18 protein-coding genes are annotated in these 18,980 nt (G+C 72.8%); 10 read left to right on the top strand and 8 right to left on the bottom strand.

What is annotated here, in order from left to right; translation table 11 throughout:
* Nucleotides 1-65: 65 nt before the first annotated feature.
* The 5 genes from OHT74_RS26335 (at nucleotide 66) to fabF (ending at nucleotide 4,955) form a co-directional block, all read left to right on the top strand.
* A complete protein-coding gene (locus OHT74_RS26335; protein ID WP_266667338.1) occupies nucleotides 66-1,271 on the top strand; it encodes a PucR family transcriptional regulator in 1,206 nt (401 codons plus the stop codon).
* 89 nt (nucleotides 1,272-1,360) lie between these two features.
* Entirely contained in the window at nucleotides 1,361-2,278 is a 918-nt protein-coding gene (locus tag OHT74_RS26330) for an ACP S-malonyltransferase (protein ID WP_266667336.1), read from the top strand.
* A 19-nt stretch (nucleotides 2,279-2,297) separates the two neighbouring features.
* The gene (locus OHT74_RS26325; RefSeq protein WP_266667334.1) at nucleotides 2,298-3,302 is read left to right on the top strand and encodes a ketoacyl-ACP synthase III; all 1,005 of its coding nucleotides are present in this window, start codon (nucleotides 2,298-2,300) and stop codon (nucleotides 3,300-3,302) included.
* 59 nt (nucleotides 3,303-3,361) lie between these two features.
* Nucleotides 3,362-3,610 (top strand): acyl carrier protein, encoded by a 249-nt coding sequence (locus OHT74_RS26320; protein ID WP_266667332.1) that lies wholly within the window; start codon nucleotides 3,362-3,364, stop codon nucleotides 3,608-3,610.
* Nucleotides 3,611-3,689: 79 nt separating this feature from the next.
* A complete protein-coding gene (gene fabF, locus OHT74_RS26315) occupies nucleotides 3,690-4,955 on the top strand; it encodes a beta-ketoacyl-ACP synthase II (protein WP_266667330.1) in 1,266 nt (421 codons plus the stop codon).
* 72 nt (nucleotides 4,956-5,027) lie between these two features.
* Here fabF and OHT74_RS26310 read toward each other — a convergent pair whose 3' ends face one another.
* Nucleotides 5,028-5,522, bottom strand: a complete 495-nt coding sequence (locus OHT74_RS26310; protein ID WP_030160508.1) for a DUF3145 domain-containing protein — start codon at nucleotides 5,520-5,522, stop codon at nucleotides 5,028-5,030.
* A gap of 249 nt (nucleotides 5,523-5,771) precedes the next feature.
* Between OHT74_RS26310 and OHT74_RS26305 the strand changes: the two genes are divergently transcribed.
* Nucleotides 5,772-6,668: an SGNH/GDSL hydrolase family protein gene (locus OHT74_RS26305; protein WP_328621581.1), complete on the top strand. Its 897-nt coding sequence runs from the start codon at nucleotides 5,772-5,774 to the stop codon at nucleotides 6,666-6,668.
* 114 nt (nucleotides 6,669-6,782) lie between these two features.
* Here the strand turns inward: OHT74_RS26305 and OHT74_RS26300 are convergent, their stop codons facing one another.
* The gene (locus tag OHT74_RS26300) at nucleotides 6,783-9,302 is read right to left on the bottom strand and encodes a beta-glucosidase family protein (RefSeq protein WP_443047563.1); all 2,520 of its coding nucleotides are present in this window, start codon (nucleotides 9,300-9,302) and stop codon (nucleotides 6,783-6,785) included.
* 118 nt (nucleotides 9,303-9,420) lie between these two features.
* On the opposite strand from OHT74_RS26300, the gene OHT74_RS26295 reads away from it, so the two are divergent.
* Entirely contained in the window at nucleotides 9,421-9,999 is a 579-nt protein-coding gene (locus OHT74_RS26295) for a TetR/AcrR family transcriptional regulator (protein ID WP_328621579.1), read from the top strand.
* 117 nt (nucleotides 10,000-10,116) lie between these two features.
* Here OHT74_RS26295 and OHT74_RS26290 read toward each other — a convergent pair whose 3' ends face one another.
* The gene (locus tag OHT74_RS26290) at nucleotides 10,117-10,767 is read right to left on the bottom strand and encodes a hypothetical protein (protein ID WP_328621578.1); all 651 of its coding nucleotides are present in this window, start codon (nucleotides 10,765-10,767) and stop codon (nucleotides 10,117-10,119) included.
* A 121-nt stretch (nucleotides 10,768-10,888) separates the two neighbouring features.
* On the opposite strand from OHT74_RS26290, the gene OHT74_RS26285 reads away from it, so the two are divergent.
* On the top strand, nucleotides 10,889-11,602 hold the full coding sequence (locus tag OHT74_RS26285; protein ID WP_328621577.1) for a carbon-nitrogen hydrolase family protein: 714 nt from the start codon (nucleotides 10,889-10,891) through the stop codon (nucleotides 11,600-11,602).
* 40 nt (nucleotides 11,603-11,642) lie between these two features.
* On the opposite strand, the gene OHT74_RS26280 is transcribed toward OHT74_RS26285, so the two are convergent.
* From OHT74_RS26280 to OHT74_RS26270, 3 genes are all read right to left on the bottom strand, one after another.
* The gene (locus OHT74_RS26280) at nucleotides 11,643-13,235 is read right to left on the bottom strand and encodes a DUF2142 domain-containing protein (RefSeq protein ID WP_328621576.1); all 1,593 of its coding nucleotides are present in this window, start codon (nucleotides 13,233-13,235) and stop codon (nucleotides 11,643-11,645) included.
* Between the two features lie 13 nt (nucleotides 13,236-13,248).
* A complete protein-coding gene (locus tag OHT74_RS26275) occupies nucleotides 13,249-14,964 on the bottom strand; it encodes a hypothetical protein (protein ID WP_328621575.1) in 1,716 nt (571 codons plus the stop codon).
* Nucleotides 14,965-15,209: 245 nt separating this feature from the next.
* A complete protein-coding gene (locus OHT74_RS26270) occupies nucleotides 15,210-15,794 on the bottom strand; it encodes a DUF1707 and DUF4190 domain-containing protein (protein WP_328621574.1) in 585 nt (194 codons plus the stop codon).
* Between the two features lie 162 nt (nucleotides 15,795-15,956).
* Here OHT74_RS26270 and OHT74_RS26265 point away from each other — a divergent pair, with 162 nt between their 5' ends.
* Nucleotides 15,957-16,694: a hotdog fold domain-containing protein gene (locus OHT74_RS26265; RefSeq protein ID WP_328621573.1), complete on the top strand. Its 738-nt coding sequence runs from the start codon at nucleotides 15,957-15,959 to the stop codon at nucleotides 16,692-16,694.
* Here the strand turns inward: OHT74_RS26265 and OHT74_RS26260 are convergent.
* Entirely contained in the window at nucleotides 16,691-17,074 is a 384-nt protein-coding gene (locus OHT74_RS26260; RefSeq protein WP_328621572.1) for a winged helix-turn-helix transcriptional regulator, read from the bottom strand. The two genes, OHT74_RS26265 and OHT74_RS26260, sit on opposite strands and share 4 nt — an antisense overlap.
* 97 nt (nucleotides 17,075-17,171) lie before the next feature.
* On the opposite strand from OHT74_RS26260, the gene OHT74_RS26255 reads away from it, so the two are divergent.
* Nucleotides 17,172-18,062 (top strand): imine reductase family protein, encoded by an 891-nt coding sequence (locus OHT74_RS26255; RefSeq protein WP_328621571.1) that lies wholly within the window; start codon nucleotides 17,172-17,174, stop codon nucleotides 18,060-18,062.
* A gap of 47 nt (nucleotides 18,063-18,109) precedes the next feature.
* On the opposite strand, the gene OHT74_RS26250 is transcribed toward OHT74_RS26255, so the two are convergent.
* Nucleotides 18,110-18,973, bottom strand: a complete 864-nt coding sequence (locus OHT74_RS26250; protein WP_328621570.1) for an EI24 domain-containing protein — start codon at nucleotides 18,971-18,973, stop codon at nucleotides 18,110-18,112.
* Between the last annotated feature and the right edge of the window lie 7 nt (nucleotides 18,974-18,980).

Here is an 18,980-nt window from a genome sequence, read left to right as displayed (position 1 = left end):
CCCCGGCGGAACGCCGCCGTGGGACCGGACTCCGCGCCGCCGTCCCGATAAGGCAGTCTTGTCCCGTGCCCCAAGCCGAACGTGAGCATTCCCCCGCGCATCCCGCTCCCGCCCATCCGCACGCCGCGACGCTGCGCCGACTGGAGAAGTCCTCCGGCCGGCTCGCCGCCAACGCGATCGCCCGCATGGACGAGACCCTGCCGTGGTACCGGGCGATGCCCCCGGAGAACCGGTCCTGGATCGGCCTGGTCGCCCAGGCCGGCATCGCCGCGTTCACCGAGTGGTTCCGGCACCCGGAGACCCCGCAGGCGATCTCGACGGACGTCTTCGGGACGGCTCCGCGCGAGCTGACCCGGGCGATCACGCTACGCCAGACCGTGGAGATGGTCCGTACGACGATCGAGGTCATGGAGGCCGCGATCGAGGAGGTCGCGGCCCCGGGCGACGAGTCGATCCTGCGCGAGGCGCTGCTGGTGTACGCCCGGGAGATCGCGTTCGCGACGGCCCAGGTGTACGCGCAGGCCGCCGAGGCGCGGGGGGCGTGGGACGCCCGCCTGGAGTCCCTCGTCGTGAACGCGGTGCTGTCCGGCGAGGCCGACGAGGGTGCGCTCTCGCGGGCCGCGGCGCTGGGCTGGAACTCGCCGGAGCACGTGTGCGTGGTGCTGGGCACCGCACCGGAGGGCGACAGCGAGCTGACGGTCGAGGCGATCCGGCGCGCGGCCCGGCACCACAAGCTGCAGGTCCTCACGGGTGTGCTCGGTGACCGCCTGGTCGTGATCGCGGGCGGCAGCGACAACCCGATCCAGGTGGCGAAGTCGCTGATCGGGCCGTTCGCGGCGGGTCCGGTGGTGGCGGGGCCGGTGGTTCCGGACCTGCTGAACGCCACCAAGTCCGCGCAGGCCGCGGCGGCCGGGCTGAAGGCGGGCACGGCCTGGCAGGACGCCCCGCGGCCGGTGCTTGCGGACGATCTCCTGCCGGAGCGAGCGATCGCCTCGGATCCCTCCGCCCGGGAGCAGTTGGTGGAGGAGATCTACAGACCGCTGGAAGAGGCGGGGTCGGCTCTGCTGGAGACGCTGAGCGTGTATCTGGAGCAGGCGAGCAGCCTGGAAGGGGCGGCGCGGATGTTGTTCGTGCACCCGAACACGGTGCGCTACCGGCTCCGACGTGTGACCGACGTCACCGGCTGGTCGCCGTCCGATGTCCGCTCCGCGTTCACGCTGCGGATCGCCTTGATCCTCGGGCGTCTGGCCGACGGCGATCAGCAGTCCTAGACTTTTGTCGGACATCAACAATTACCCCGACGGTTCTTCGTCCCTGTCCCCACGGGCGGGCGGGACCATCCACAAGAGAGAGTGTGAGGGTGCTCGTACTCGTCGCTCCCGGCCAAGGCGCACAGACGCCCGGCTTCCTGACTCCCTGGCTCGACCTCCCCGGCGCCGCTGACCGCGTCGCCGAGTGGTCCGACGCCATCGGGCTCGACCTTGCCCACTACGGCACGAAGGCCGACGCGGACGAGATCCGCGACACGGCGGTGGCCCAGCCCCTGCTGGTGGCCGCCGGTCTGCTGTCCGCTTCCGCGCTGGGCTCCCGTACGGCCTTCGGTGCCGTCGCGGGCCACAGCGTCGGTGAGATCACCGCCGCCGCGTACGCCGGTGTGCTGTCCGACGTTGACGCGCTGTCGTTCGTACGCACCCGGGGCCTGGCCATGGCCGAGGCCGCCGCCGTCACCGAGACGGGCATGGCCGCCGTACTCGGCGGCGACCAGGACGTGGTCGTCGCGCACCTGGAGAAGCTGGGGCTGACCCCGGCGAACATCAACGGTGCCGGCCAGATCGCGGCCGCGGGCACGATGGAGCAGATCGCGGCCCTGGTGGCCGAGAAGCCCGAGGGCTCCATCAAGGTCGTCGCCCTCAAGGTCGCGGGCGCCTTCCACACGCACCACATGGCTCCTGCGGTCGCCACGCTGGAGAAGGCCGCGCAGGCCCTCACCCCGGCCGACCCGGAGCTGACGTACGTCTCGAACAAGGACGGCCACGTCGTCACCGCGGGCGCCGACGTCGTCGCCCGCCTGGTCGGCCAGGTCGCGAACCCGGTCCGCTGGGACCTGTGCATGGAGAGGTTCCGCGAGCTGGGCGTCACCGGGATCATCGAGCTCAGCCCGGGTGGCACTCTGACGGGTCTGGCCAAGCGTGCGCTCAAGGGCGTACCGAACGTGGCCCTGAAGACGCCGGACGATCTCGAAAAGGCCGCGGCACTCATCGCCGAGCACGCGGCCTGAGAGAAGGAGCCCACACAGCATGTCGAAGATCAAGCCTGCCAAGGGCTCTCCGTACGCCCGTATCCTCGGCGTCGGCGGCTACCGCCCGACCCGCGTGGTCTCCAACGAGGTCATCCTCGAGACGATCGACTCGTCGGACGAGTGGATCCGCTCCCGCTCCGGCATCGCGACCCGGCACTGGGCCTCGCCCCAGGAGACCGTCGCCGCGATGTCCGTGGAGGCCTCCGGCAAGGCGCTGGCCGATGCGGGTGTCTCGCCGGAGCAGATCGGTGCCGTGATCGTCTCGACGGTCTCGCACTTCAAGCAGACCCCGGCCGTCGCGACCGAGATCGCGCACCGGGTCGGAGCGGTCAAGCCGGCCGCGTTCGACATCTCCGCGGGCTGCGCCGGCTTCGGATACGGACTGACGCTCGCCAAGGGCCTCGTGGTGGAAGGTTCCGCCCAGTACGTCCTCGTCATCGGCGTGGAGCGGCTGTCGGACCTGACCGACCTGGAGGACCGCGCGACGGCCTTCCTGTTCGGCGACGGCGCCGGCGCCGTGATCGTCGGCCCCTCGGACGAGCCGGCCATAGGCCCCACGGTGTGGGGTTCCGAGGGCGACAAGTCCGAGACGATCAAGCAGACCGTGCCGTGGGACGAGTACCTCGGCAAGGACGGCGGCGAGAAGTTCCCGGCCATCACGCAGGAGGGTCAGGCGGTCTTCCGCTGGGCCGTCTTCGAGATGGCCAAGGTGGCCCAGCAGGCGCTCGACGCCGCCGGGATCACCGCGGACGACCTGGACGTCTTCATTCCGCACCAGGCAAACATGCGGATCATCGACTCGATGGTGAAGACTCTGAAGCTGCCGGAGCACGTCACGGTCGCCCGTGACGTGGAGACCACCGGCAACACCTCGGCCGCCTCGATCCCGCTCGCTATGGAGCGGCTCCTGGCGACCGGAGCGGCGAAGAGCGGCGACACCGCGCTCGTCATCGGCTTCGGGGCGGGACTCGTCTACGCCGCGACGGTCGTTACCCTCCCCTAAGGCCCGGGATCCACATCCCGACCCTGCTTCACCCCAGTTAGCTATAGAAGGAGCGCCACATGGCCGCCACGCAGGAAGAGATCATCGCGGGCCTCGCGGAGATCGTCAACGAGATCGCCGGCATCCCCGTCGAGGACGTCGAGTTCGGGAAGTCCTTCACCGACGACCTGGACGTCGACTCGCTCTCCATGGTCGAGGTCGTCGTCGCCGCCGAAGAGCGCTTCGACGTCAAGATCCCGGACGAGGACGTCAAGAACCTCAAGACGGTCGGCGACGCCGCGGACTACATCCTGAAGCACCAGGCCTGAGCCTGACGAGCGTTTGTCGCCACCCGGCGGTGGCGCCGTGACAATTCAGCACCCCCTGAGACGTGGAGAAAGAATTCCTGTGAGCCCGACCAATCGCACCGTGGTCGTCACCGGTATCGGCGCAACCACTCCGCTGGGTGGCGACAGCGCTTCGACCTGGGAAGGTCTGCTCGCCGGTCGTTCCGGCGTCAAGCCCCTCGAGGGCGAGCGCTTCGCCGAACTCCCGGTCCGTATCGCCGCCCCGGTCGCCGTGGACCCGAGTGAGGTCCTGCCGCGCCCGCTGGCCCGCAAGCTGGACCGCTCGGCCCAGTTCGCCGTCATCGCCGCCCGTGAGGCCTGGGCGGATGCCGGCTACACCGCCCCGGCGGGCGAGGACGCGGCCATCGCGCCCGAGCGCCTGGGCACCGTGATCGCCTCCGGTATCGGCGGCGTCACCACCCTGCTCGACCAGTACGACGTACTGAAGGAAAAGGGTGTGCGCCGGGTCTCCCCGCACACCGTCCCCATGCTCATGCCGAACGGCCCGTCGGCCAACGTCGGCCTGGAGGTCAACGCCCAGGCGGGCGTGCACACTCCGGTCAGCGCGTGCGCCTCGGGCGCCGAGGCCATCGGCTACGCCGTCGAGATGATCCGTACCGGCCGCGCCGACGTGGTCGTCGCGGGCGGCACCGAGGCGGCGATCCACCCGCTGCCGATCGCCGCGTTCGCCAACATGATGGCGATGTCCAAGAACAACGAGAACCCCCAGCAGGCCTCCCGCCCGTACGACAAGGCCCGTGACGGCTTCGTCCTCGGCGAGGGCGCGGGCGTCGTCGTCCTGGAGTCCGCCGAGCACGCCGCGGCGCGCGGCGCCCGGGTCTACTGCGAGGTGCTGGGCCAGGGCCTGTCCGCGGACAGCCACCACATCGCGCAGCCTGAGCCGACCGGCCGCGGTGTCGCGGCGGCGGTGCAGAACCTGCTCGACAACACGGGTCTCGACCCGGCCGAACTGGTCCACCTCAACGCGCACGCCACGTCCACCCCGCAGGGTGACACGGCCGAGCTGAAGGCCCTGCGCAAGGTCCTGGGCGACGACCTCGACCACATCGCGATCTCCGCGACCAAGTCGATGACCGGTCACCTGCTGGGCGGCGCCGGCGGTATCGAGACCGTCGCGACCGTGCTCGCGCTGTACCACCGGATCGCCCCGGCGACCATCAACGTCGACGAGCTCGACGAGGGCATCGACGCGGACATCGTCGTCGGCGAGCCGCGCAAGCTGCCGGCCGAGGGCCCGATCTCCGCGATCAACAACTCGTTCGGCTTCGGCGGCCACAACGTGACGCTGGCCTTCCGTAGCGTCTAGTCGGCGAGGCAGTACGTACGAAAAGGCCCGCCCGGCACTCGCCGGGCGGGCCCTTTCCGTATGCCCCGAAACTCAGACGACCTGGTGGAGCCAGCGGACCGGGGCGCCCTCGCCCGCGTAGCGGAAGGGCTCCAGCTCGTCGTCCCAGGGCTTGCCGAGCAGTTTGGCGATCTCCGCCTCCAGGTCGGTCTCGCCGCGCGCCGACCGGGCGAGGGCCGCGCGCAGCCGGTCCTCGGGGATCAGGATGTCGCCGTGCATGCCGGTGACGGCGTGGAAGATGCCGAGCTCCGGGGTGGAGCTGTAGCGCTCGCCCTCGGCGGTCGGGCAGGGTTCCGCGGTCACCTCGAAGCGCAGCAGGTGCCAGCCGCGCAGCGCGGAGGCGAGCTTCGACGCGGTGCCCGCTTCGGCCTGCCAGGAGAACTCGGCTCTCCAGGTGCCGGGGGAGGCGGGCTGCCTGATCCAGTCGAGGTTCACCCGCACCCCGAGCACGCCCGCAACAGCCCATTCCACGTGCGGGCAGAGCGCGCGCGGTGCGGAATGCACGTACAGAACTCCACGTGTCGTCACCGGGACCTCCAGTGTGGGACGAGGTCGGGAATAAACTCCAGAAAACGGACAGTATGTGACGTGATGTAATGTAACGGAAATTATTTGACATTGCGCCACGGGACCTGCGGCCGAAACGCCACGGGAAAAAGCTACCGTGCGCCAGGGGTCATGGTGTGACGTACGGTCGGTCCGAGGCCGCCAAACACAGAGCATTCACTCAGCAGGACGCCCCCGGAGGACGTGGGGCGACGAGGAGGGGACCACCCGATGTGCACCACCGCCCTGCGCCGCCGCGCGCGCCGGACTCTCGCGGGCGCGGGCGCGGCGGCGGTCCTCCTGGCCGGGGCGCTGACCGGGTGTCAGTCGGGCGGGTCGGCCACGGAGGGTGAGCGGGGGGCGCAGGCAGGGCCGCGCTGGAACACCGCGCCCGCGTCGGTCGCCGCCGTCGGCGACTCCATCACACGGGGTTTCGACGCCTGTTCGGTCCTGGCGGACTGCCCGGAGGTCTCCTGGGCCACCGGCAACGACCCCGCCGTCCACTCCCTCGCCACCCGGCTGCTCGGGGAGGCCGAGGTGCCCGCGCGCAGCTGGAACTACGCGGTGACGGGCTCGCGGATGGCGGACCTGGCAGGTCAGCTGGCCTCGGCCGCGGAGCACAAGCCCGACCTGGTCACGGTGATGGTGGGCTCGAACGACGCCTGCCGCCCGTCGGCTTCTTCGATGACGCCGGTGGCGGATTTCCGTGCCGCGTTCGAGAAGGCCCTCGCGGGTCTGCGGGCGGCCTCCCCCGCGTCCCAGGTGTACGTCTCCAGCGTGCCGGACTTGCAGCGCTTGTGGGAGCAGGGCAAGGACAGCCCGATGGTGCGGCAGATCTGGAAGCTGGGGATCTGTCAGTCGATGCTGGCGGATCCGCTGTCGGCGGCGTCCGGGGCCACGGCCCGGCGCGAGCAGGTGCGGGCGCGGGTGGTCGAGTACAACGAGGTGCTCCGCGAGGTCTGCAAGAAGGACGCGCTGTGCCGCTACGACGGCGGTGCGGTGTTCCAGTACCCGTTCGCCGCAGACCAGTTGAGCCGCTGGGACTGGTTCCACCCGGGCAAGGACGGGCAGGCCCGGCTCGCGGAGCTGGCGCACCGCCAGGTGACGGCGGCCGAGCCGCCGCGCTGACGGACCGGCAGGGACGGCCGGGGACCGGGGGCGGGTGTCAGGGCCCGCCCCCGGTCCGGTTCATGGGTGATTTCCGGCCGGCCCTGGAGGTCTAAGCGGCCTCGGGGAGGCCGCTTAGACCTCCAGGGTCGCCGTGAGCCGCGTGTCGCCGTGGGCGCGGCTCGCGCGGACCTCGTACGCGCCGCCGATCCGCTGCCAGCCGCGGGCCTCCTCGTCCCAGATCTCGAAGGCCCGGGCGGGCAGGGCGATCTCGGCCTCGACGCTCTCCCCGGGGCCCGCCGCGACGCCCGCGAAGGCGGCCAGCCAGCTCGCCGGGCGTTCCACGGCCGCGCTCTGCGCGCTGCCGGACGCCGTGGCGACGGGGGCCAGGTAGAGCTGGACGACCTCACGGCCGGGCCGGGTGCCGGTGTTGGTGACGCGGACCCGGGCAGTGGTGCCGGTGACCTCGAGGGACTCGTACGCCCAGTCGGTGTAGCCGAGGCCGTGCCCGAACGGGAAGGCGGGGGCGACGCCCTGGGCCTCGTACGCCCGGTAGCCGATGAACAGCCCCTCGCGGTACTCCAGCCGGCCGTCGGTCGGGACGACCTCGGTGACGGGCGCGTCGGCGAACCGCGCGGGCCAGGTGGTGGGCAGCCGCCCGCCGGGCTCCGCGTGCCCGAGGAGTACGTCGGCCAGCGCGGCCCCGCCCTCCTGCCCGGGGAACCAGGTCAGGAGTACGGCGGCCACCTCGTCCCGCCACGGCAGTTCCACCGGGGATCCGGCGTTGACGACGACCACGGTGTTCGGGTTGGCGGCGGCGACGGCCCGCACGAGGTCGTCCTGACGGCCCGGCAGGGCGAGGTCCCGCCGGTCGAAGCCCTCGGACTCCACGCCCTCGGTGGTGGCGACGACCACGACGGCGGTGTCGGCGGCGCGGGCGGCGGCCACGGCCTCGGCGATCAGCTCGTCGGCGTCGCGCCGCGGGCCGAGGTGGAGCAGCGAGAACATGATCGCCTTGAGCGGCAGGGTGGTCATGTCGGGGACCTGGAAGGTCAGCGAGACCTCGACGGCCTCGCCCTCGGTGAGACCGACGCGGGCGCGCTCGCTGGGGGCGCCGAAGAAGGCCTCGAACGGGTCGGCCTCGTTGCCCATCGCCTGGACGCCCTCCCAGCGGGTCTCCCCGCCGACGGCGAGGGCGAAGGCGCCGAGTCCGCGGGTGCCGAAGGTGTGCTCGCCGCTCTCGCGCGGCACGAACGTACCCGTGACCTCGATGCTCGCCATGGTCTCGTACGAGACGCCCGCGGGCAGGTCGTCGCCGATCCACTGGACCTGGCCGGTCGGCAGGCTGCCCTCGCCGAGGACGGCGCCGGAGGCGTCGCGGCAGACCGCGCGGAGCTCGAAGCCCTTGTCGGCGGGGCCGGCTTCCTCGCTGGGGTCGGCTCCGACGGTGAAGGTCAGGGCCCCTTCCGGGAGGGCGGCGGTCAGCCCGTCCAGCGGGGAGACGATCCGCTCGGGGAACACGGTGGCCGAGCCGCCGCCGAGGACGCGGGCGTCGCGGCCGGCGGCCCCGATCAGGGCGACGGTGCGGCCGGGGGCGGCGTCCAGCGGCAGGGCGGGCCGCTCGCCGGACACGGTCTCGTTGCGGACGAGGACGAAGCCGCGGGCGGCGATCTCCCGGGCCAGTGCCTGGCCGTCGATCGGGGCCGGGATCTCGGTGACGGCGGCGAGGCGCAGGACGTTGCGCACGGCCTCGTCCACGGCGGACTCGGGGACCTCGCCGGACCGGACGGCCTCGGCGAGGGCGGGCCCGTAGACGGTCTGCGGCCCGGGCATGGCGACGTCGAGGCCGCCGAGGATGTCGCCGGTGGTGGAGCGGGCGGCCATCCAGTCGGAGACGTTGTACCCGTCGAAGCCCCATTCGCCGCGCAGGACTTCGTTCACGAGGTAGCGGTGCTCGCTCATCGTCGTGCCGTTGACCTGGTTGTACGCCGTCATGATGCCCCAGGGGTGGGCGTTCGCGACGATGGCCTCGAAGGGGGCCAGGTACAACTCGCGCAGCGGGCGCGGGGTGATGACGCTGTCGACGGTGAACCGCTCGGTTTCGGCGTCGTTGCCGACGAAGTGCTTGACGGTGGTGCCGACGCCGCCGTCCTGGACGCCGTTCACGTAGCCGGTTCCGATGGCGCCGGTGAGGTACGGGTCCTCGGAGTAGCACTCGAAGTGCCGGCCGCCGAGCGGGGAGCGGTGCAGGTTGACGGTGGGGGCGAGGAGTACGTGGACGCCCTTGCGGCGGGCCTCCTGGGCGAGGAGGCGGCCGGCGCGGCGGGCGAGCGCGGGGTCCCAGGCGGCGGCGAGCGCGGTCGGGGAGGGCAGGGCGATCGAGGGGTCGTCGGCGGTCCAGCGCACGCCGCGGACGCCGATGGGGCCGTCGGACATGACGAGGGACTCGAGCCCGATCCCGGGGACGGCGGGCAGGGACCACATGTCCTGGCCGGCCAGCAGCCGGGCCTTGGTGTCGAGGTCGAGTTTGCCGAGCGCCGCCTCTACGGCGTCGTTGCGGACCTGATCGGCATCGGTCACGGCCGTGCCTCCTCGTTGAGTGCGTGCGGGTGCATGCGGCGGGGTGTGGTGCGGGTGCCGCGGGGGTGCCCCCATCGTGGACCCGATACCGGTAGAGCGGTAGGGTTCGTAATGTGTTCGTGATATTCCGATAACGTACGGAGGGCGCCGCCGACGAGGCGGGCACGGCGTGAACGGGAGAGGTGCCGGGGCGATGGCCAGGGCGAGAAGTGAGGAGCGGCGCGGCGACATCGTGCGCGCGGCGGTCGAGGTGATCGCGGAGCGCGGCTACCGCGGTGCGTCGCTGGGCGCGGTGGCCGAGCGCGTCGGCCTGACCCAGCAGGGGCTGCTGCACTACTTCCCGACCAAGGAGGCGCTGCTGGTCGCGGTGCTGGAGGAGCGCGACCGCTGGGACACCGGCGGCGGCTCGCGCGCCTCGGCCGGCGCCTGGCGCCTGGACCTGCTGGCCTCGCTGGTCGAGTACAACGCCATGCGCCCCGGGATCGTGCAGACCTTCTCGGCGCTGCTGGGCGAGAGCGTCACCGACGGGCATCCGGCGCGGGAGTTCTTCACCGAGCGCTACGCCCAGGTACGCGCCGAGATGACGCAGGTGCTGCGCGCCGAGTTCGGCGACCGGCTCCCCTCGGGCCTGACCCCGGAGCAGGCGGCCCCGCTGCTGACCGCGGTCATGGACGGGCTTCAGTACCAGTGGCTGCTCGCGCCGGAATCGGTGGACATGCCGGCCGCCTTCCGCTCGTTCCTGACCCTGCTGCGGGGGCCGGAAGCGGGCTGACCGCGGCCCAGGGGGCGTCGTCGAAGTAGCGCCGGCCGCCCGTGCGGGCGGGGCCGGCCCCGCCGGCCTGGGGGCACCTCCCAGCGGTAGCTGGGGGAGGGGCTTTGACGAAACTCCCTAGGGGCGACCCAGGAGCGGGTCGTGGACCGCGCAGGGCGGGCGCCGGGCGGGGGCGGGGATCCGGTAGTAGACCCGGTCGCGCAGGCGTCCCGTCCAGGGCTCCTGCTCCGAGCGCCGCTTGACCAGGAGGTGGCGGCTGCTGCCCGCCTGCAGGTGGGTGCGGTAGGCGTCGAGCAGCGGGTCCGCGGGGCCGAGGAAATCCCGGATCTGATCCTCCACCAGGCAGAACGGGCAGTCCGGTCCGGGCACGAGGTGGAACTGGCGGCCCTCGGGGTGGGCGTCGTCGGCGAAGGCGGTGAGGGCGAGCGAGCCGCTGAACATGACGCACACGCCCACCACCTGGGGGCCGGGGGCGTTCGCCGCCTGGAGGACCAGGCCGCGGAAGGCTTCGGCGTCGACCCGCTGGATCCGGGCCATCAGGGTCCGCATCGCCGCGAGCAGGCCGTGGACGGCGGCCACCAGGGACACGAGGGCGACCGCGACGACGCCCCAGGGCGGGCCGGTGGCCGCGAGCAGCCACAGCACGCCGGCGTTCAGGACGGCCATGAGGAGCACCGCCACCCGCAGCCCTGCCCCGCTCGTGCGGACCACGCGGTACGACACGACCAGGAAGGCGCCGGCGAGGACCGGTTGGATCCAGTCGGGCATCAGCCGATCCTCCGTCAACTCCGGTGAGCAAGCGGGCCGTTACAGCATCACCCCGGCCCCGCTCCCCCGTCGACCCCCGGGTGGACGTAGGAGCGGCCGACCGGCCTGGCATCCTGGACCCGTGAAGATCGCCGCAGCCCAGCTCACCTGCATCCCGGCCGACATACCCGCCAACACGCAGCGGAGCCTCGCCCTCGCCGCGGAGGCCCGGGAGCAGGGCGCCGAGCTCGTCGTGTTCCCCGAGTTCACGCTCACCGGCTACGAGCTGGAGGCCATGGCCGCCGACCCCGGCCTGTGGATGGCGGACGCCGACGATCCCCGCCTGGATCCGCTGCGCTCCGCCGGTATCGCCGTCGCGGTCAATGTCGCGCTGCGCACCGCCGGGCCGCTGCCCGCCATCGCGACCCTGGTCTACGGCGCGGACGGTCGGCACGTGACGACGTACGCCAAGCAGCACCTGTACGGGCACGAGCAGGGCGGCTTCGCGGCCGGCGAGAGCCAGGGCCGCTTCGAGCTCGGCGGGATCCGCTTCTCCCTCGGCGTCTGCTACGACAACCACTTCGCACGGCTCACCGGCCGCGCGGCGGCGGACGGCTGCCGGGTGCACCTGGCGAGCTCCCTGTACGGGACGGGCGACGGGATCCGGGAGCGGGCCACCGTGTACCCCGGGATCGCCGAGGAGCACGGCCTGTACGTCGTCCTCGGCAACCACGTGGGGCCGGCGGGCCCGTGGACCGGCTGCGGCCGCGCCGCGGTCTGGGCCCCGGGCGGCGCGCTGCTGGCCGAGGCGGACGACCGTACGCCCTGCGTGGTGACGGCCGAGGTCGGCGCCTGACGGCCCGGCAGTCGGCCCCGCCACCCGGGGTCGACCGGGGTCAGCCGATCGCCGGCACCTTCGAGTGCCGTCCCGAGCGCGTGCTGCCGTTCCGCTCCGCGGGATCCTCCCCCGGAGCCGGCTCGCGGTCCCGCACCAGCGCCGGCAGCACCAGGGCGAACGCCGCCGCCGTGTACACGCCGGTCCACAGCATCCAGCCGCCGGGCGGGACCCAGTGCGCCGAGAACGGCACCCAGGAGCCACTGGTGCCGACGGCGAAGCGCCGCAGCGTCCAGAAGAACGCCGCCGCGTTCGCCAGCGCGAGCCCGGCCGCACCGAAGCCGGCCAGCCTGCGCCACGGGAAACCCTGCTCGGGCGCCCGGCTCGCGCAGATCAGCACCGCCATCAGCGGCAGGCCCACGGCGAACGGCAGCAGGTAGCGGCCCTGCCAGACCATGCCGAGCTTCTCCGCCTGCGAGGCCTGGGCGACCACCGGCACCACCACGATCGCCACCAGCATGCCGATCAGCGCCACCGCCTCGCGCAGCCGGCCGTACGCCAGTCCCAGCGCGGTGAGCACCGCGATCACGCCGAGCCAGACCAGCCAGGTGAAGGCGGGTGCGGGGGTGTCCAGCCAGCCGAAGTAGCCGAGCATCTGGTGGACGTACGTCTCGGCGTTGCCGAAGGTCTGCCGGGCGGCTTCCTTGGCGGTGAGCGTCTTGGGCGTGTTGATCACCGAGTTGTCGGGGTGCGCCCCGGCCCAGAGCAGCGCACCGGCCGTGGCCACGCCGAGCAGCGCCGTCCAGACCCACAGGGCCCTGCGGCGCAGCACCGAGCGCAGGACGCCGCGGTGGGCGAGCAGCAGGCCGAAGAAGACCGCGCCGGAGAACCAGATCAGCCCGAGCGGGCGGATGTTGATCAGCACCAGTCCGCCGATGCCCACCCGGGCCAGCCGCCGGTTCAGCAGCCGTGCATCGGGCGACATGAGGATCGACAGCAGGGCGGTCCAGACGAGGATGCCGGCGGCGATCTCACCGCCGCTGGGGTTGACCATGCCGGCCATGTACAAGGTCATCGGCGTGGCCGCGGTGAACACGCCGAGCAGCGCCACCGAGCGACGGCGCCGCCACTCGGCGGCCGTGACCACTGCGCTTGCCAGCAGCGCCGAGCAGAGCGCGGCCGACATCAGCCGCATCAGGTACAGCCCGTGCGGGCCCTTGACCAGCAGGCTCGGCCAGCCGGTCGCCAGGTAGTAGGCCGGGTGGTAGCGGCCGGCAGCGGTGGTGACCTGGACGGTCTTCTCGGAGTGCCCGAGCTTCGGCGCGCAGGAGGCGGGCTTCTCCTCGTGCCAGGCGTAGCACTCGTGCTGCTTGGGGAGCTGCTTGTACCACTCCGGGAGCTGCACCCCGGTCTCGGCGAACTGGCCCTCGATGCCCGCCACCATGTGCGGAACCATCACCTCGGGGCCGCCGATCTGGCCCCGGGCGACGGCGGCCGCGCGGATGAAGTGGGCGTGCTCGTCGGGGGAGCCGCCGAGCGGGGTGGCTGCGGACCAGGAGGCCGCGAGCGTGAAGAACAGCGCGAAGGCGATGGCCCAGAGCCGCTTGGGGGTCCGGGCCGACCAGTCGGCCAGGCGCTTCAGTGCGGAGATCATCGCTTCCCTCTGATCATCGGATGTAGCTCAGCCAGCTCTGGTCGCCGTCCTTGGAGCACTCGCCCTTGGGCGCGAACTTCGGGCACTTCCCGTCCTGCTGCCGGATGGTGTGCGAGACCCAGGGCAGGATCCGGTAGGTGCCGTCCTGCGCGGGCATGTAGCGGTCGGACATCGAGGAGGAGACCGTGCCGAGCAGCAGCAGGAGGGCGCAGAGGGTTCCGATCACGGCGCCCTCGCGGCCGGGGAAGCCGGTACGGCCCGTGGCGGGCGCGGACGCCTCGGATGCCTCGGATGCAGGTGCGGCTGCCTCGGGCGCCGTGCGCCGCTCGGCCAGCTTCAGCGAGACCAGGTGCGCCACCAGCGCGCAGAGGATCAGACCGCAGTAGAGCAGCTGGTTGTTGGTGCGCGTGTACAGCTGGACCGTCTGCGTCTCGTACATGTGCGAGGCGATGTACATGCGCATCACCCACGCGCTGATGAACATCGCGGCGATGGTGACGACCAGCGGCTTGCGCAGGCCCAGCCAGATCGCGGCGCCCAGGCAGAGGAAGGTCACGAGGGCGAACAGCCCGACCCCGCCGAACTCCCCCGGCGGCGGCCAGTCGCCCACCTTGCCGGGCATGTCCGTACGCCACATCAGGTAGTAGGCAGGGTCGGTGAAGTTGTCGAAGCGGAAGTTGTAGTCCTTGGTGGTCTGCCCTTCCTTCAGCATGACCATCAGGTAGCGCCCGGCCACCACGAGGAAGGCCGCCAGGGTCGTGCCCATGAACGCCGCGCCCTTGAGCCGGCCGGTCTTCCAGGGGAAGTACAGCAGCGCGGCGAACAGCACGCCGGCCGCACTCCACAGGAACCAGCCCGAGTACGTGAGGAACAGCACGCCCAGCAGCACGCCGAACCCGGCGCCCTTGAGCAGCAGCGGCCGCCAGCCCTCCGTGCCGCTGCGGCGCAGCGCCAGCACCATCGCCACCAGCACCGGGACCAGCAGCACGAGCACCGTCTGGCTGTACGGCTTGTACGAGTCGATCAGCGCGAACGCGGGCACGACACCGAAGGCGAGCGCCCGGACCGGGCTCAGCAGCATCCGCCAGGCGAGGTAGACCAGCGGCCCGAAGGCGGCGGCGCCGAGGATCTGCAGGTCCTTGAAGGCGTACGCGGTGTTGCCGCCGTGGAACCACTCGGCGTAGTAGCCGAGGGTGTAGAGCGGCATCGGCGGGTAGACCGGCGAACCCGAGGGCTGCCCGTTCGCGACGGCGTGGGCCCATTCGACGATCCGGCCGCTGTCTCCGTTGAGGCCGAACATCGGCCACGGCGTGCCCAGCAGCGCGACGACCGCGCCCGCCGCGACGAAGCCGCTGGCCAGGCCGGCGATGGCCGCGGCGGCAAGACGGGTGGCCAGGTCGAAGTGGCGCCCGCCGCGCAGCCGCATCGCCAGCACCACGGCGGCGACGAACAGCAGCCCGATCAGCGCGAACCGCAGCTGGATCGCGGCCAGGCCGCTGACCTGCGCGATCCGGTTAAGCGGGTTGAGCCTCATGCCGCGCGCCAGGAGCGGGAGGACCAGTGCCGCGGCGAACGCCACGGCGGCCTCCAGCAGCAGGAGCCCGCTGCGGGAGCGCAGTGCGCGCCGCGGGGCCGGGTCCGAGGATCCGGAGCTGCCGGGGGCGTGTGCGGCCGGTCCGCTCGGGGGGCCCGGGCGCACGGCCGCCGACCCCTCGGTACTGACTGTCACTGACGGTGTCCCTACTGCTGGTCGGTACTCGGCGCGACGGCCGGTCGTCGTTCTCGGCAAGCCACTGCCCGGCTCCGGGCCCGCAGGTCCGGAGATCGGACGCGGGCGGCGGACTCAAGGACGGTGTGGGACAGCCTCGGCTCTTGCCGCCACGCATACTATCGGGCCGCCTGTGGCGAGCGGGGGTCCCGTGACGGCGGCCGGGACCGCCCGGGAACGGCCCGCGGCCCGGTGTGAGGCGCAGGTCAGTCGAGGGCCCCGAAGCCGGCGAGCAGGAAGAGCAGCACCCAGCCGCCCAACGACAGCCAGCCGAGCACCAGGCCGATCGTCGCGGGCCCGGCGCCCTCGTCGCCGCGCGCCCGGATCTGCGCCTTGGCGATGTGCCCGGTGATCACGGCGCCCAGGCCCGCGGCGCCGAGCGTCGGCAGGCTGAGCACACCCAGCGCGAGCGAGGTGATCGCCATCCCGTTGACCGGGCGGGGCGGCACGGGCATGGGCAGCGGCCCCGGCGGCGGGCCATAGCCGGGCGGCAGCACCGGTACCGCGGCGCCGAACGGGGCCACCATCGGCCCGGCCGGCAGGTCCGCGACCAGCTGCGCGAGCTGCCCGTACGTCTGTGCCTTGTACGCCGCGTCGAAGCGCTGCCCGTACTCCTCGCGGGAGAGCCGGCCCTCCGCGAAGGCGGCCTTGAGCACGTCCACCGTCCGGTCGCGGTCGGTGTGCGAGGCGCGCATCGCGGACTGCGGGGTGTGCGCGGGCTGCCACGGCTGCCCGTAGGACTGCTGCTGTGGGCGGACCGGGTACGGCTGCCCCCACGGCTGTTCTGCCATCCGGCCACCTCCGAAGCGCCTGCGCGCGGTGCGCGTCCGTCCAGGATGGAGGACGAACGGGCAACGGCGATGGTTGCGGTGCCCCCGGCCGACAGCTGTGACGAGACCAATGCCTGCGCCGCGGGCGGCGGGTGCGATGGCGGATGTGATGAGGTGGCGGGCATGACCGACTTCGAGACGATCACGGTTCCGGCCCACCTGTGCGGATATCCCGGGGTGGCCTTCGGCGGCTACGTGGCCGGGGTGCTGGCCGCGCGGGCGGCCGCGGAGACCGTACGGGTGGACTTCCGCCGACCGGTGCCCACGGACGCCCCGGTCCGGCTCGCCCCGACCGCCGACGGCGGCGTCCGGCTGGTGGACGGCGAGCTCCTGCTGGCGGCGGCGGCCCCCGCCGATCCGGCCGTCGAGGCCCCCGAACCGCCGTCCTGGGAGCAGGCCCGGGCGGCGGCCGACGCCTACCGGGCGGCGCCTCCGGACGGGATGGTCGACTGCTTCGGCTGCGGTCTGCACCGCACGCCCGCCACGGGCCTGCGCCTGCACTGCGGCCCGGTGCCCGGCAGCGCCCTGGTGGCCGCCGCCTGGACCCCCGGTCCCGGACTCGGCGGCGCGGACGGACTGCTGCCGCCCGAGCTGGTGTGGGGCGCGCTGGACTGCCCGGGCAACGCCGCCGGCCGGCTGCTCGACGACCGGCGGGCCGGTGCGGTCACGGCCGCCCTGACCGCGCGGCTGCTGCGGCCGGTGCCGGTCGGCGCGGGCCTCGTCTCGTACGCCTGGCTGCTCGGCAGCGAGGGCCGCAAGTACCGCGTGGGCACGGCCCTGGCCACCGCCGGAGGCGATCTGTGCGCGGTCGGCGAGGCCCTGTGGGTGGAACCCCGCACCCAGGCCCAGCCCCAGCCCTAGCCCCGGATCGAGACCTGGACCTGGACCGAGACCTGGGCCGACTGCTGAGCCGGCCCGGGGACACGGTGCTTGGTCCCCCATGCCCCCAGGGCTTCCAGGGCCGTGTTGAGCTCCTGGCCCGGCGGGGTCAGCGAGTACTCCACGCGCGGCGGGACCTCGTCGTAGACCTCGCGGTGGACTATGCCGTCCGTCTCCAGTTCACGCAGCTGGGCCGCGAGCACCTTCTCCGAGATCCCCGGGACCAGCCGGCGCAGTTCCCCGAAGCGGCGCGGCCGCTGCTCCAGCTCCCACAGGAGCGACACCTTCCACTTGCCGTCGATCACGGACATCGCCGCGGCCACACCGCAGTGATCCGCCCCGGGCCTTCGCGTCACCGACATCGCGCACCCCTCCCCACCTGCTCGCTCACCTGGGAGTAACCACCCACTCCGAAGTGCGTACTTGAGCGCCTCTCGGCCTGCCACCAGGCTAAACGGCATGACCGACAACACCGTGACGAAGCACCCGCTGACCCTGCTCGGCCTCGGCGACATGGGCACCGCACTCGCCCGCACCTGGCTCGCCGCCGGGCATCCCCTCACCGTCTGGAACCGCACCGCCGCCAAGGCCGAGGCGCTCGCCGCCGAAGGCGCCGCCGTCGCCGCGAGCCCCGCCGAGGCGGTGGCGGCGAACACCCTGGTCGTGCTCTGCCTGCTGGACGACGCCAGCGTCGGCTCGGCCCTGGACGGCATCGACCTGACCGGCAAGGACCTGGTCGACCTCACCACCGGTACGCCCGCCGAGGGCCGGAGGCGCGCCGCCTGGGCCGAGGCGCGCGGGGCCCGGTTCGTGGACGGCGGGATCATGGGCACCCCGGCGATGATCGGCGTCCCCGCATCCGGCGCGTACGTCTTCCACAGCGGCTCCCGCGCCCTGTTCGACACCCACCGCGCCGCCCTGCAGGTCCCGGCCGGTGCCCGGTTCGTCGGCGAGGACCCCGGCCACGCCGCGCTGTTCGACATGGCTCTGCTGAGCGGGATGTACGGGCTGTTCGCCGGTATTTCGCACGCCTACGCGCTGATCGAGGGCGAGGACATCGCACCGAAGGAACTGGCGCCGCTGCTGTCCGAGTGGCTGGGCGCGATGGGGTTCTTCGTGGGCAACGCGGCCGACCGGCTGACCTCCGGGGACTTCACCACCGGCGTCGTGTCGAACCTGGCCATGCAGGTCGCGGGCAGCGGAACCCTGCTGCGCACCGCCGAGGAGCAGGGCGTCAGCGCCGAGCTGATCACCCCGTACCTCGAGCTGATGCGGCGCCGGCTGGCCGCCGACCCGGTCGCGCACGCAGGCGAGGACACGGTCGGCGCGATCACCCTGCTGAAGCGGTAGCCCCGCGGGACCGGCGATCTACGAGCGAGCGGTCTACGACGAGCGGTCTACGAGTACGCGGGCGGCGGCGGTCCGAAGCCTTCGGCCGCACCCCCGGCCGGAGCCTGTGCGTCCCCGGAGGCGGCCGCGTCGGTGTCGGTCTTCGGGTCGGCGGCCCCGGCCGCCTGGGCCTCGTCCTCCCCGGTCAGGTCCCGGACCATCAGGGTCGCCCCGGCCACCGCACCCGGCATCAGGAACACCGCCACCAGCGGCACCAGGAACGCCAGCACCAGCGGGACGCCGAAGCCGAGCACCAGCATCCGCCGCGTCCGCAGCAGGGTGAGCCGGTCGGCGAGTTCCACCCCGCGCCGCTGCAGCGCGACGGCGGTGAGCTCCTCGGCGAGGAAGAACCCGGACACGCAGAACCCGATCGCCGGGATCACGGTCTGCCCGATCACCGGGATGAACCCGAGCCCGAAGAGCAGGATCCCGTACAGCAGCACGCGGACCAGCACCTTCAGGCTGTCCCGGGCCGAGATCCACAGCTCCCGCCAGAGCGGGAGCCCGGACTCCCGGGCGTCGCCGCCCTCGCTGCGGTCGACCTGCTCCGAGAGGGACTCGTAGAACGGCTGGCCGATCAGCAGGGTCACGGCGGTGAAGGTGATGACCGCCACGAAGAGCCCGAGGCTGAAGAGCAGGGCGGTGAGGAAGCCCCGGAACAGCCCGAGCCACGGCGAGGACCAGCCGTCGGCGAAGGGGGTGGCCCAGGCGGTCAGGTCGTCGGCGCCGTAGCCGAGCCCGACCAGTGCGCCGGCGTACAGCACCAGCGAGACCAGCCCCGGCAGCAGGCCGAAGCCCAGCCAGCGGCCGTGTCGCAGCACCCATCTCTGTCCGGCCAGCAGGTAGCCGAATCCCCCCGCAAGATCACGCATGGGTCCA

It is taken from the genome of Streptomyces sp. NBC_00354 (assembly GCF_036106915.1).
GTDB lineage: Bacteria > Actinomycetota > Actinomycetes > Streptomycetales > Streptomycetaceae > Streptomyces.
The sequence above is the reverse complement of the archived record's forward strand: the minus strand, read 5'-3'. Positions and strand labels throughout refer to the sequence as shown.

Coding starts and splice junctions, on each gene's coding strand:
- OHT74_RS26325 (WP_266667334.1), top strand. CDS start 2,298: ATGTCGAAGATCAAGCCTGCCAAGGGCTCTCCGTACGCCCGTATCCTC.
- OHT74_RS26320 (WP_266667332.1), top strand. CDS start 3,362: ATGGCCGCCACGCAGGAAGAGATCATCGCGGGCCTCGCGGAGATCGTC.
- OHT74_RS26305 (WP_328621581.1), top strand. CDS start 5,772: ATGTGCACCACCGCCCTGCGCCGCCGCGCGCGCCGGACTCTCGCGGGC.
- OHT74_RS26300 (WP_443047563.1), bottom strand. CDS start 9,302: ATGGGGGCACCCCCGCGGCACCCGCACCACACCCCGCCGCATGCACCC.
- OHT74_RS26295 (WP_328621579.1), top strand. CDS start 9,421: ATGGCCAGGGCGAGAAGTGAGGAGCGGCGCGGCGACATCGTGCGCGCG.
- OHT74_RS26290 (WP_328621578.1), bottom strand. CDS start 10,767: ATGCCCGACTGGATCCAACCGGTCCTCGCCGGCGCCTTCCTGGTCGTG.
- OHT74_RS26280 (WP_328621576.1), bottom strand. CDS start 13,235: ATGATCTCCGCACTGAAGCGCCTGGCCGACTGGTCGGCCCGGACCCCC.
- OHT74_RS26270 (WP_328621574.1), bottom strand. CDS start 15,794: ATGGCAGAACAGCCGTGGGGGCAGCCGTACCCGGTCCGCCCACAGCAG.
- OHT74_RS26265 (WP_328621573.1), top strand. CDS start 15,957: ATGACCGACTTCGAGACGATCACGGTTCCGGCCCACCTGTGCGGATAT.
- OHT74_RS26260 (WP_328621572.1), bottom strand. CDS start 17,074: ATGTCGGTGACGCGAAGGCCCGGGGCGGATCACTGCGGTGTGGCCGCG.
- OHT74_RS26255 (WP_328621571.1), top strand. CDS start 17,172: ATGACCGACAACACCGTGACGAAGCACCCGCTGACCCTGCTCGGCCTC.
- OHT74_RS26250 (WP_328621570.1), bottom strand. CDS start 18,973: ATGCGTGATCTTGCGGGGGGATTCGGCTACCTGCTGGCCGGACAGAGA.